This window comes from Streptomyces profundus (genome assembly GCF_020740535.1).
Classification (GTDB): domain Bacteria; phylum Actinomycetota; class Actinomycetes; order Streptomycetales; family Streptomycetaceae; genus Streptomyces; species Streptomyces profundus.
The window spans coordinates 5,172,251-5,184,378 of the sequence record NZ_CP082362.1; the positions used below are offsets into that span (position 1 = coordinate 5,172,251).

The window sequence follows — 12,128 nt, forward strand, 5'->3', positions numbered from 1 at the left end:
TGCCCGATCGATCGCGCACCCGTCTGACCGTCCGACCCCGTGAGCGAGCAGGGACCCGCATGAGTTCTGAGCACACCGCCCGATTCACCCTCGACCCCGCGTTCTCCGTCTCCCCGGTGGACGAGCGGATCTTCGGTTCCTTCGTCGAGCATCTGGGGCGCTGCGTCTACGAGGGCGTCTACGAGCCCGGCCACGAGAGCGCAGACGAGGCCGGGCTGCGCACCGATGTCCTGGAGCTGGTCAGGGAGTTGGGCGTCACCGCCATTCGCTACCCGGGCGGCAACTTCGTCTCCGGCTACAAGTGGGAGGACTCGGTCGGCCCCAGGGACGAGCGTCCGCGCCGCCTGGATCTGGCCTGGAAGTCCACCGAGAGCAACCGGTTCGGCCTCAGCGAGTTCGTCGACTTCGTGCGCAAGGTCGGCGGCACCCCGATGATGGCGGTCAACCTCGGCACCCGGGGCGTCGGCGAGGCGATCGAGCTTCAGGAGTACGCCAACCACCAGGGCGGCACCGCGCTCTCCGACCTGCGGGCCGCCCACGGGGACAAGGACCCGTTCGACATCCGGCTCTGGTGCCTGGGCAACGAGCTGGACGGCCCCTGGCAGACCGGGCACAAGACCGCCGACGAGTACGGCCGGCTCGCCGCCGAGACGGCGCGCGCCATGCGGCAGATCGACCCGGACGTCGAACTCGTCGCCTGTGGCAGCTCGAACCAGGCGATGCCCACGTTCGCGGCCTGGGAGTCCACCGTTCTGGAGCACACCTACGACCTGGTGGACCACATCTCGCTGCACGCCTACTACTACCCCCGGGACGGCGACGTCGACTCGTTCATCGCCTCCGCCGTGGACACCGAGTCGTTCATCGAGAACGTGGTGGCCACCGCCGACCATGTCGGCGCGAAGCTGAAGTCGGACAAGCGGATCAACCTCTCCTTCGACGAGTGGAACGTCTGGTACCAGGACGGCAGCGGCCCCAAGCTCAGCGACGAGCCCCCGAGCGAGGACTGGGCCGAGGCGCCCCGGCTGCTGGAGGACAACTACACGGTGACGGACGCCGTGGTGGTCGGCTCGCTGCTGATCGCGCTGCTGCGCCACGCCGACCGGGTCAAGGTCGCCTGCCAGGCCCAACTGGTCAACGTGATCGCCCCGATCGCCACCGTGCCGGGCGGCCCGGCCTGGCGGCAGACGATCTTCCACCCGTTCGCCCAGGCGTCCCGCCACGGCCGGGGCACCGTGCTCGATGTGCGCCCGCAGAGCCCCACCCACACCACCGCGAAGTACGGCGAGGTCGATCTGCTGCACGCCACGGCGGTGCGCGACGAGGAGACAGGGGCGGTCACCGTCTTCGCCGTCAACCGGGGGCGGGAGAGCGAGCTGCCCCTTGAGGTCGCGCTGAACAACCTGGGCCTCACCGAGCTGGTCGAGCACAGCGTGCTCGCCGACGCCGACCCCGACGCCCGCAACACCGCCGACGACCCCGACCGGGTCGCCCCGCACGCCGGCACCGGCGCCACCCTCGCGGACGGCGTCCTCAAGGCCACCCTGGAACCGCTCTCCTGGAACGTGTTCCGGCTCGCCTGACCCGCCCGCCGGCCCCAAGACCGCCCGCCACCGCCCGTGACCTCGACGCACGGCCGGTGGCGGGCTCCCCTCTGTGTGACCGTTCGTAACAGATGTCTGAAAACAGCCGTTCGATGGGCGTGTTGGTGACCCCTGCTTCTCATCCGGCGTTCATATGACCCGCCAAGAGTGCCCTCGATCGGGGTGTCCGCCCGCACGGCGGGCGGGCCACGTCAACGGACAGCCGGGAGCGGATCAGGCATGGCACACGGACACCATCACCACCACGGACACGACCACGGCGCGGCGGACCCGGAGTCGGGGCCACTGCCCGAGGCGCTCGATCTGGCCGTCCCCGACGCCGAGTTGAGCCCCGCCCAGCTGTCCAGACGCGGCATGCTGCGCAGCGCCGGACTGCTGGGCGCCGGCATCGCCGGGGCAGGACTCGTCGCGGGCGCCGCGACGCCGGCCGCCGCCGTCGGCCCCGCCGGGCGCGGCGGAGGCGGGGGCCGCCGGCTGCGCTGGCTGGCCGGGGACCACCACATCCACACCCAGTTCAGCTCCGACGGGATGTACCGGGTCGGCGACCAGGTCCGCAACGGCGCCCGCTTCGGTCTCGACTGGATGGTCATCACCGACCACGGCAGCGTCAACCACAGCCGGATCGGCGTCGAGAAGGTCAACCCCGAGATCCGGGCGGCCCGCGAGACCCACGACGACACCCTCGTCTTCCAGGGCCTGGAGTGGAACATCCCGTCCGCCGAGCACGGCACGGTGTTCGTCCACCCGGGCCGCGACGAGGTGCGGGTGCTCAAGCAGTTCGAGACTGACTACGACGGCAGCGTCAACAACGCGTCGGGCAACAGCCCGGCCAACGAGGCGCTCGCCATCGCCGGCCTCGACTTCCTCGCCGAACAGGTCCGCCGGCGCAAGGTCCAGGACGCGCTGATGCTGGCCAACCACCCAGCGCGGCAGGGCGTCGACTCCCCGCACGAGATCCGTGGCTGGCGCGACGCGCAACCCCGCATCGCCGTCGGCTTCGAGGGCGCGCCTGGCCACCAGGCCGCCGGCATCGCCGAACCCCACGGCCCCGGCGGCGGACGCGGCTACTACGCCGGCAGCCCAGGACCCAACTCGTTCCCCGGCTACCCGGCCGAGAGCTACCGCACCTGGGGAGGGTTCGACTGGATGACGGCCACCGTGGGCGGGCTGTGGGACAGCCTCCTCTCCGAGGGCAAGCCCTGGTGGATCTCCGCCAACTCGGACTCCCACGCCAACTACGCGGACGCCTCCGCCCGCCCCGAGGGCTCCGATTTCGACACCAACGGCTACCACGACGACCCCGTCTACGCCGGCACCGGACTCAACCTGTCCGCCGGCGACTTCTGGCCCGGCCAGTACAGCCGCACCCATGTCGGCTCGACGGACTTCTCCTACGCGGCGGTGATGGAGGGCATCCGACGTGGCCGGGTCTGGGTCGACCACGGCGGGTTGATCGCCGGCTTCGACGCCCAACTGCGCGGCGGCGGACGGTCGGTGACCCTGGGCGACACGCTGCTGGTGCGGCGCGGCACCAAGGTCGAACTGCGCCTTGAGATCGAACTGGCCCACACCCCCAACTGGGCGACGTTCCTGCCCCGGCTGGCCCGCGTCGACGTGATCAGGGGCGCGGTCACCGGCGAACCCTCCGACCGCGACACCTTCCACGCCCCAGACACCCGGGTCGTCAAGTCCTTCGACGTCGACGAGACCGAGGGCACCGTCACCTTCACCTACGATCTGGGCCGCGTCTCCGAGCCGGCCTATGTGCGGGTGCGGGGCACCGACGGCAAGCGGAGCCAGGTCGGCCTGGGCGGCGCGAACATCGACCCGGCCGGGCCCGCGTTGGACGTCCTCGGGGACGCCGACCCGTGGGAGGACCTCTGGTTCTACGCCAACCCGATCTGGGTCCTGCCCGAATGAGACCGTCCGAGTGGATCGGCCTGGCCGCCGGGCACGGGCGAACGCCGAAGCCGACCACCGGCTGCACCATCTCGCGGCCGAACTCCCCCTTCCCGCAGGGGCGTTCGGCCAGACGGTGCGGGTGGCCCCCGGCCGTCTCGGCCTCTGCCTCGGCCTCCCCGACGAGCCTTCCGTCGACGCGGCGCTGCGCCGCCTCGGCGGCGGCGACCTCTCGGTCGCCTGGCGCGACCAGCGGCTCGGCGCGGAGGCGCACCGCTCGGACGCGGCGGCGGCGCGGCGGGGAGGGGGCCGCGTGGTCCTCTTCCCCGGCTGGTCCGACCTGCCGCCGACCCTGACGGTCGCCGAACTCCTCGCGACCACGGCGATCGAACGGGTCACCGCGCTGGGCGGCACGCCCGTCGACCCCGCCGCCCGCCTCGAAACCCGAGGCCACCTCCGCCCCACCTGGCACGACGACCTCCTCACCCTCCAACTGGCCCCCGCCCGCCACGGCTACCTCCCCGACCCCCAGCCTTGCTGCACGCCTTGAGCTCCCCGGTCCGGCAGCCACCCCCACACCAGGACCGGGCGGACCGGTGTGGGTGCGGCTGTCAGGGGGTCGGGCTCAACTGGCCCGCGCCGTCTCCTCGCTGGCCGGCTCGTCTTCCACCGGGGCGGCGTTCAGGGCCCTGATGAGCTTCCGGAGCCCGTCTCCCCGGCATCCGCCAAGCTCGATCACCACCTTGTCGGTTGAGGACAGATACATGTCCAGGTACCGCGAATCAACACCGACGTCGGTCAACGTGACCCCGTGGCGACGCACGGCCTTTTCGGTCGCAGCGACCAGGCCCAAGGGGTCTTCCTGGTCAAATTCCAGATCGATTTCATCCGTCGGCAGGTAGATCATCATGCGGTTGCCTCCCTGTGGTCTGGGGTGGTCCTGAGCGGCTTGGCGCCCTCGCGCGGCGGGGGCAACTGGAAGTTGGCCAGCTCCTTGTTCTCCTCGGCGCATCGAGCCTGGAACGCCGCGTAACAGCGCTTACAGGCGTACTTCGGGAGCCCAGCACCCGTTGTGTTCAGCGTGTAGCCCACATGGACCATCTCGCCACGCATCGTTCCGCAGCCGTCACAGCCGTGACTCATCCACGACCTCTTTCGCTGCGTTCGTCGCTCTCTCGGAGCGGCAAGGGCGCGGGCCAACTCGGCCACGATTCGCGCCGGGTCGGTGTCGTCGGGCTCAACGTCGCGCTGGTCGCCGGCGGCGCTGAGACGGGGCGTCAGATCGGTCAAGGCAGCTCCCTGGGGGTCGGAGTGCGGGGGAGCCAGAACAGCACATACCGCGACCGAAAGTTGGGGATGATACCCACATATGACTCAGCAACCTGGCTGAAGTCGATCCCCACAGAGACAAAAGGGCTGGTAGCAGCGTTGAATGATGAAGGGGGGCCCGGGGTGATGAGTGAGCTGGAATACTTCGGGGCGGAGATCAAGGAGGCACGGGAGCGCGCTGGCCTATCCCAACGCCAGTTCGCCACTGGTACAGGGTTCAGTCAGAGCTACATCTCAAAGATTGAGCACGGGGCGCTCATCCCCTCTGAGGACTTCGCGCAGAAGTGCGACCTGGTGTTGGGCACTGACGGCCGGTTCGAGCGGCAGCGTGAGCGCCTGGTGAAGCGAGGTCACCCGAGCTGGTTCGCGCCGTTCGCAAAAATGGAGGCGGAAGCGCGGGTCATCCTGGCCCACGCGATGTGGTCGATCCCGGGTCTGTTCCAGACCCCCGAGTACGCCCGTGCACTGTTCCGAGCTGGGCATCCTGACGCGCCAGAGGAGTGGACCGAAAAGAAGGTCGAAAATCGCATGGCGCGACGGGACTTACTCGCTCGGGGGAATCCCCCTAAAATCTGGGCAATCATCCACGAATCTGCCCTAGTGCCCCATATTGGCGGGGTGCGAGTAATGAAGGCGCAACTGGAGCATCTGGTAAAAGCGGCACGGATGCCAAAAGTCACCCTGCAAGTTCTCAGCCGCACGGCCGGGGCTCCCCCGGCGACGGAACCGTTCATCCTGTTGGAGCTGCCCAAGCAACGCACCGTGGCCTACACGGATACGGCGCTTGGTGGCCAGATGGCTACCAGCGAAGACCAGGTAGAGTTCTTGCGGGTGGCCTTTGATCGACTACGGGCGGAAGCGTTGAGCCCAAGTAAGTCCATCCAACTCGTCAAGAAACTCGCAAAGGAAATGCCGAATGAAGACGACTGAGTCGATTTGGCGGAAGTCCTCGTATTCCGGAAACCAGGGTGGAGAGTGCCTGGAAGTTCGAGATGACGTTCCGGGGGTGGTGCCTGTTCGTGATTCCAAGGTCGTTGAAGGTCCCATCCTCAGCGTCTCGGCCTCGGCCTGGGCCAGGTTCCTGGACATGGCCAAGAGCTGACCCCGAACAACAAGTAGCCCCCTGTGGAGAATGATTCCACGGGGGGTTGCAGAAATGCTCGCGTGTACCGGGGGAAATGGCGGAAGGCCCTCGCCACCCGCCACCCGCCGCCCGCGGTGCACACGGCGGGGCGGCCAGCGAGGGCGAGCGGGCGGGACGGGCGTGGGCGCCGCTGGCAGGCCCGGCGCAGCCGGGTGCGCGCCACGGGCACCCCCGCCGGGTGGTCGTCCCAAGAGGAGGCGCGGTCCCCGCGCCCGTGGGGCACGGCAGCCGGACCCGGGCGCCGATCGACAGCGAACCGAGCCGCCCGGGAGCCTCCCTCCCGTAGGAGCCGCCCTGGCGGTATTCGCCACCACCCGCGGCCGGGCGACGGCGCGCCACGTAGACCGCACGTCGTAGCCGTACCCCGGCCACCGGCCTGGCCGTGCACGCCCTTCCCGGCGGCACTCGGCTTGGACGAGGGCCGCGGGCTCCCAAATGACCTCGTAGCTCACGCCTCGCCCTCGCCGAATACTCGGCGGAGCGTCTCGCGACCTACTCGGACAAGCAGGCCGCGTTGCGGGGCGGGCCGGGCGGGGGTCTAGTGGAAAGGGTGGGCATCTGAGGGACATCCGAGGCGGAGAGCGGGTGACGGTGGTGGAGACGGCGTTGCGGCGGCAGGCCGAGCGGTTGCGGGAGCGGGGGTTGCGGTTGGAGAGCACGGAGGCGGCGCGGGCGCTGTTGGGGAGTGACGCGGCGCAGCCGGCCAGGCTGGGGGCCGAGGTGGACGCGCTGCTTGAGGAGCATGGGCCGCGGCCGGGGGACACGGTGCTCGTCGACACCTGGGAGGGCGAGCTCAGCTGCCAGCTGCGCCGCGAGGCGGACGCCTCGGCCGAGGCGTCGGCGGAGGGGGAGGGCATGCCCCCGCCGGGTACCTGACGTCAGCCTCTGGCCGGCGAGGCCACGCCGTGGTACTACTGAAGTATGACCATGCGGAAAACGGCGATCTCGCTGCCCGAGGATCAGCTGATGCGGCTCAAGGCGGCCGAGGCCGCCGGCCGGATTCCCAGCGTCTCCGGGCATATCCAGGAGCTGCTCCGCCGCGAGGAGGAGACCGCCGAGGTGGACGAGACGCTGCGGCGTCTCTTCGGTGATCTGCCCCCCGGCGACGAGCATCAGAAGTGGGCCGACCGCGCCCTCGGCGTCGCGTGACGGGGGAGAGTGAAGGAACCGGCGGAGACGGAGCGGGCGGCGCCACCATAGGGGGACGGATCCTGGACACCACGGCGCTGGTCGCCGCGGCCCAGGGCAGCCGCTATATGCGGGCGCTGCTCAGCACGGCCCACCGCCAGGTGATCCCGCTGCTGGCGCCGGCCACCTGCGTCGCCGACGCCTCGGCCGATCTGCATCCGCACGGCCGTGACGCGCTGACCGCGATCATGCGCTTCCCGCTGGTCGCCTTCGCGCCGCTGGACGAGGCGCACGCCGTCGGCTCCGGCATTCTGCGTTCCGCGCACCGCCCGGCCGCGACCACGCCCGGGCATGTGGCCTATCTGGCCGCCGCCAGGCAGTGGCCGGTGATCACGGCCAGCCCGGAGCCGCTGCGCACCCTCTATCCCGCCATCGAGGTCGAACTGCTGCCCTGAGTCCGGGCGTTCAGTCCCGCCCGCGAGCCACCGCGGGCGGGTGACAGGCGTGCTCCCGCGTCCGCGGCCCGCTCCTCCCCGGCGGTCCGTGACGAGTGGGCCGCCCGGGGATCGGGGGCCGTCGCGTGACCGGGAGGGGGTCGGCGCGTTGGTCAGGGCAGGCCGCCGGGCGATGTCGGACGAGCATCGGCCGGCGGCGGGCCCGGTGGCGTCGACTCCCCACGGCTGAGCCGTTCCCCACGGCATCGCCGTCGACCGCCGCCGCGCGCCCAGTTCATCCGACCCCCACCCTGCGTCGCCCGCGTCCCCGGGCCGGCGAACGGAGAGCCCCGTGCGAATGACCGACATCCAGCGTTGCGAGATCCGGCCCGGGCGCCTCGTGGAGTGGACGTTGGCGGCGACGACCGTCGAGGCCGCGTGCGGTCTGCCGGAGGATCCGCGACCACCGTCCTATGTTCAGGAGTTCCATCTGCGGTCGGCCCGCTCGGTCCGCGACCAAGGGCTGTCCGTGCCGAACTGGCTCGGCACCGCGTTCGACCTGCCGGGCCGGGTGGACATCGGAGTCCTGGAAGCGGCGCTCCACGCCTGGACGCTGCGCCACGAGACGCTGCGCAGCGGGTTCCGCTGGGTCGGCGACGAGGTGCGTCGCTTCACCCTGGACGCCGGCGCGGTGGCGCTGGAGAGGGCGGACGTCGGGGAGTTCACGGACGGCGCGGCGCTCGCGCGCCATCTGGAACGGCGCTTCGACCGCACGGCGGACGCGCTCGTCTGGCCGAACTTCCTCTTCAGTGCGGTGGTCCGGGAGGAGGGCAGCAGCGTCCTCCTGGCGTTCGACCACAGCAACGTGGACGCGGGCTCGATCTACCGCATCCCGGCGGAGATCCACGAGCTGTACGCGGCGGAGCTCGCCGGGCGGGCCGCCCGACTGCCGTCCGCCGCCAGCTATGTCGACTTCTGCGCCGACGAGCGCGGTCGGGCCGACGCGATCGACGGCGGCCATCCGACGGTGGCGCGGTGGCGGGAGTTCATCCGGCGGTGCGGGGGCGCGATGCCGCCGTTCCCCGTCGATCTGGGCATCGACCAGGACGGGCCGATGCCGCCGCAGCGGTTTCTCTCCGAGCCGCTGGTCGGCGACGCGGAGGCGGTGGCGTTCGAGGCGTACTGCCGGCCCTACGGCGGCAGTCTGGTCGGGGTGCTGGCCGCCACCGCGCTGATCCTGCGCGATCTCGGCGAGGCGGAGGTGTATCGCACCATCGTGCCGTTCCACACCCGGACGAGGTCGCACTGGGCGGACTCGGTCGGCTGGTTCGTGGGCGGGGTGCCGATCGAGGTGCCGGTGGCGGCGGCCACGGATCTGCGCGGGGCGTTGGAGACGGTGCGCGCGCAGCTGCGGACGAACCGGCCGTTGGCGCGGGTGCCGATCGCCCGGGCGATCGCGCTGCTGGGGCCCGACTTCCAGCGGGCTTCGCCCGATCCGTGCTCCTTCGTCTCGTTCGCCGACACCCGGGACATGCCGCTCTCCGCGCACTGGGCGGAGCTGCGGGCCTATGGGCTGGTCCGGGTCTCCTACGGTTCCCAGGTGTGCGTGTGGGTGTCCAGGCTGCACGAGGGCCTGCGGTTCGCCTCGCGGTTCCCCGACACCGATGTGGCCCACAAGAACCTGCGCCGCTACGCGGAGGCACTACGGGAGCTGATCGCCTCGGTCGCCGGGCGGGAGACGTGAGCCTCCGGCGGCAGACGCGACGCCCCCGGCGCTTGCGCGTTCGGTGGGGTTCGGATGTCTCGGGTGTCTGTGTGGTGGCGTGCCTGGTGCGGGATGGGCATCCCGGGCCCGCCCGTCTGTCGGGAGATGGGTGGGCCTCCGGCGGCGTCTGGTGGGATTCGGACGCTCCCGGCGCCTGCGCGCCTGCGCGCCTGCGCGCTCGGCGAGAGACGGACGTCCCCCGACACTTGGGCGCCTCCCCCCGGTGAGGGGACGCCCCGCGCCTGAGCCGCCCGCGCCCCCGGCCCGTCGCGGGCCGGGGGCGCGGGCGGCTCGGCGGCGCCGCTCAGCGGCGGCGGTGCCGCCTCAGCGGGTGCCGAAGGCGTAGACCGTGGTGGAACGGTAGGTCTCGCCCGGGCGCAGCGTGGTGCTGGGGAAGTCGGGCTGGTTGGGGGAGTCGGGGAAGTGCTGGGTCTCCAGGCAGAGGCCGTCGCCCTGGCGGTAGGCGCGGCCCGAGGTGCCGACCAGCGTGCCGTCCAGGAAGTTGCCGCTGTAGAACTGGACGCCGGGCTCGGTGGTGGAGACGGTCATCAGCCGGCCCGAGCCGCGTTCGTAGACCTGGGCGATCCGCTCGGGCCGCGCGGTGCCGCCCTTGTCCAGCACGAAGTTGTGGTCGAACCCCTGGCCGTAGAGGATCTGCTGGTGGCTCTCCCTGATGTCCTCGCCGATGGTCTTGCCCCGGCGGAAGTCGAACGGGGTGCCGCCGACGGAGGCCAACTCCCCGGTGGGGATGAGGGTTTCGTCCACGGGGGTGAAGCGGCCGGCGTTGAGGCTCAGCTTGTGGTCGTAGATGCCGCCGCTGCCCTCGCCCGCCAGGTTGAAGTAGGTGTGGTTGGTGAGGTTGAGCACGGTCGGCGCGTCGGTGGTCGCCGTGTACTCGATGCGGAACGCGCCCTCGTCGGTGAGCGTGTACGCGACGGTGACATCCAGCTCGCCCGGGTAGCCCATCTCGCCGTCGGGGCTGGTGTAGTGGAGGGTCAGCCCCGACCTGCCGTGCGGGGTGACGTCCCAGACCCGCTTGTCGTAGCCGGTCGTGCCGCCGTGCAGGCTGTTGGGCCCGTCGTTGACCGGCACCTGGTGCTCGGTGCCGTCCAGGGTGAACCGGCCGGCGGCTATCCGGTTGCCGTAGCGGCCGATCAGCGCGCCCATGTAGGGGGAGTCGCCCAGATAGGGCCCCAGCTCGCCGAAGCCCAGCGAGACATTGGCCAACTCGCCGTCCCGGTCCGGGACTTCGAGGCTCTGCACGATCCCGCCGAAGTTCAGCACGCCGAGTCGGACACCGCCGGCCGAGAGGGTCCACCGCTGGATCTCGGTGCCGTCGGCCAGCCGGCCGAACGTTTCCGCACGGGGCGGCTCACCGCCGTGCGCACCGCCGGGCTCACTGGCGGAGGCGCGGCCCACCGTGGCGGCGGTCAACCCGGCCGCCGCGGCCGAGGCGATCACGGCTCGTCGAGAGGTGGTCATCGAAGGTGTCTCCTTCTGATCGTCTGCCGAAGGTATGACTGACTGTCTGTCCCGTTTGGTGCGGTTGAACGATTCTTCCAAGGTTTCCCGGGCTCCCCGGCCGGGGCGCCGCTCAGGAGCTGGCTCTGCGTTTGTTCCACACGTCGAAGCCGACGGCGGCCAGCAGCACCAGGCCCTTGATCACCTGTTGCCAGTCCTGACTGATACCGACCAGCGACATCCCGTTGTTGAGCACGCCCAACACCAGTCCGCCGATCACGGCGCCCAGCACGGTGCCTACCCCACCGCTCATCGACGCACCGCCGATGAACGCCGCCGCGATGGCCTCCAGTTCGAAGAGGTTGCCGGCGCCCGGCGTGCCCGCGTTGAGCCGGGACGCGTAGACGCAGCCGGCCAGCGCGGCGAGCACGCCCATGTTGACGAAGACCAGCAGGGTGACGCGCTTGTCCTTGACCCCGGACAGCTGCGCGGCGGCCCGGTTGCCGCCCAGCGCGTAGATGTGCCGGCCGACCACCGCGTTCCGCATCACGAAGCCCAGCGCCACCAGCAGCCCGCCCAGGATCAGCAGCACCACCGGCACACCCCGGTAGCTGGCCAGGGTGAGGGTGAACGCCAGCACCGCAGCCACGATCGCGGCGCACTTGAGGACGAACATCTGGAACGGCAGCACATGCAGTTCGTAGGCGCGCGCCTGCTGCCGGGCGCGCCACTCCTGGAAGAGCGCGACCGCGCAGACCAACACGCCCAACAGGATGGTCAGATTGTGGTAGTTGGTGTTCGGGCCGACCTCGGGGAGGAACCCCTGGCTGAGGTCCTGGAACCCCTCGGGGAACGGGGCCACCGACTGGCCGTCCAGCAGGATCTGGGTGGCGCCCCGGAAGAGCAGCATCCCGGCGAGCGTGACGATGAAGGACGGGATGCCGACATAGGCGATCCAGAACCCCTGCCAGGCGCCGACCACCGCCCCGATCAGCAGCGAGGCGAGGAGCGCCAGCTGCCAGGGAATGTCGTGGTCGACCATCATCACCGCTGCTGCGGCCCCGGTGAACGCGGCCAACGACCCCACGGACAGATCGATATGGCCATTGATGATCACGATCATCATGCCGATGGCCAGAATCAGAATGTAACTATTCTGAAGCAGGATATTAGTGACATTGCGGGGCAACAGCATGTCGCCCTCGCTCCACACCTGGAAGAGCCCGAGCAGCAGCACCAGTGCGATCAACATGCCGTACTGCCGCATATTGCTGCGCAGCGCGGCGAGCAACTGGGCGGCCACCGCCCTGGGCCCGCCGGTGTCCCTGTCGGGCGTGTCCTTTTCGAGCGTGGTCCGGCTCATC

General features: G+C 70.7%; 13 protein-coding genes. 9 read left to right on the plus strand and 4 right to left on the minus strand.

Annotation, left to right across the window (positions count from 1 at the left end):
- The first annotated feature begins 59 nt into the window (after positions 1 to 59).
- From arfA to K4G22_RS22870, 3 genes are all read left to right on the plus strand, one after another.
- Positions 60 to 1,583, plus strand: a complete 1,524-nt coding sequence (gene arfA / locus K4G22_RS22860) for an arabinosylfuranosidase ArfA (protein WP_228082216.1) — start codon at positions 60 to 62, stop codon at positions 1,581 to 1,583.
- Positions 1,584 to 1,823: 240 nt separating this feature from the next.
- Positions 1,824 to 3,524 (plus strand): PHP domain-containing protein, encoded by a 1,701-nt coding sequence (locus K4G22_RS22865; RefSeq protein WP_228082217.1) that lies wholly within the window; start codon positions 1,824 to 1,826, stop codon positions 3,522 to 3,524.
- 10 nt (positions 3,525 to 3,534) lie between these two features.
- On the plus strand, positions 3,535 to 4,053 hold the full coding sequence (locus K4G22_RS22870) for a hypothetical protein (protein ID WP_228082218.1): 519 nt from the start codon (positions 3,535 to 3,537) through the stop codon (positions 4,051 to 4,053).
- 75 nt (positions 4,054 to 4,128) lie between these two features.
- Here the strand turns inward: K4G22_RS22870 and K4G22_RS22875 are convergent, their stop codons facing one another.
- Positions 4,129 to 4,413 (minus strand): hypothetical protein, encoded by a 285-nt coding sequence (locus K4G22_RS22875; RefSeq protein WP_228082219.1) that lies wholly within the window; start codon positions 4,411 to 4,413, stop codon positions 4,129 to 4,131.
- On the minus strand, positions 4,410 to 4,793 hold the full coding sequence (locus K4G22_RS22880) for a hypothetical protein (protein WP_228082220.1): 384 nt from the start codon (positions 4,791 to 4,793) through the stop codon (positions 4,410 to 4,412). Before K4G22_RS22880 ends, K4G22_RS22875 begins: the two co-directional genes overlap by 4 nt.
- A gap of 165 nt (positions 4,794 to 4,958) precedes the next feature.
- Here K4G22_RS22880 and K4G22_RS22885 point away from each other — a divergent pair, with 165 nt between their 5' ends.
- The 6 genes from K4G22_RS22885 (at position 4,959) to K4G22_RS22910 (ending at position 9,282) form a co-directional block, all read left to right on the plus strand.
- Positions 4,959 to 5,762: a helix-turn-helix domain-containing protein gene (locus tag K4G22_RS22885; protein WP_228082221.1), complete on the plus strand. Its 804-nt coding sequence runs from the start codon at positions 4,959 to 4,961 to the stop codon at positions 5,760 to 5,762.
- On the plus strand, positions 5,749 to 5,934 hold the full coding sequence (locus K4G22_RS22890; protein WP_228082222.1) for a DUF397 domain-containing protein: 186 nt from the start codon (positions 5,749 to 5,751) through the stop codon (positions 5,932 to 5,934). Before K4G22_RS22885 ends, K4G22_RS22890 begins: the two co-directional genes overlap by 14 nt.
- Before the next feature lie 627 nt (positions 5,935 to 6,561).
- The gene (locus K4G22_RS22895) at positions 6,562 to 6,852 is read left to right on the plus strand and encodes a hypothetical protein (protein WP_228082223.1); all 291 of its coding nucleotides are present in this window, start codon (positions 6,562 to 6,564) and stop codon (positions 6,850 to 6,852) included.
- Positions 6,853 to 6,897: 45 nt separating this feature from the next.
- A complete protein-coding gene (locus K4G22_RS22900) occupies positions 6,898 to 7,125 on the plus strand; it encodes a hypothetical protein (protein ID WP_228082224.1) in 228 nt (75 codons plus the stop codon).
- Positions 7,122 to 7,559 (plus strand): PIN domain-containing protein, encoded by a 438-nt coding sequence (locus tag K4G22_RS22905; RefSeq protein WP_228082225.1) that lies wholly within the window; start codon positions 7,122 to 7,124, stop codon positions 7,557 to 7,559. The genes K4G22_RS22900 and K4G22_RS22905 overlap by 4 nt, the downstream gene beginning before the upstream one ends.
- Before the next feature lie 337 nt (positions 7,560 to 7,896).
- Entirely contained in the window at positions 7,897 to 9,282 is a 1,386-nt protein-coding gene (locus K4G22_RS22910) for a condensation domain-containing protein (protein WP_228082226.1), read from the plus strand.
- Between the two features lie 345 nt (positions 9,283 to 9,627).
- Here the strand turns inward: K4G22_RS22910 and K4G22_RS22915 are convergent, their stop codons facing one another.
- Positions 9,628 to 10,785: an aldose epimerase family protein gene (locus K4G22_RS22915; RefSeq protein WP_228082227.1), complete on the minus strand. Its 1,158-nt coding sequence runs from the start codon at positions 10,783 to 10,785 to the stop codon at positions 9,628 to 9,630.
- Positions 10,786 to 10,897: 112 nt separating this feature from the next.
- Positions 10,898 to 12,127 (minus strand): multiple monosaccharide ABC transporter permease, encoded by a 1,230-nt coding sequence (gene mmsB, locus K4G22_RS22920; RefSeq protein ID WP_228082228.1) that lies wholly within the window; start codon positions 12,125 to 12,127, stop codon positions 10,898 to 10,900.
- Between the last annotated feature and the right edge of the window lies 1 nt (position 12,128).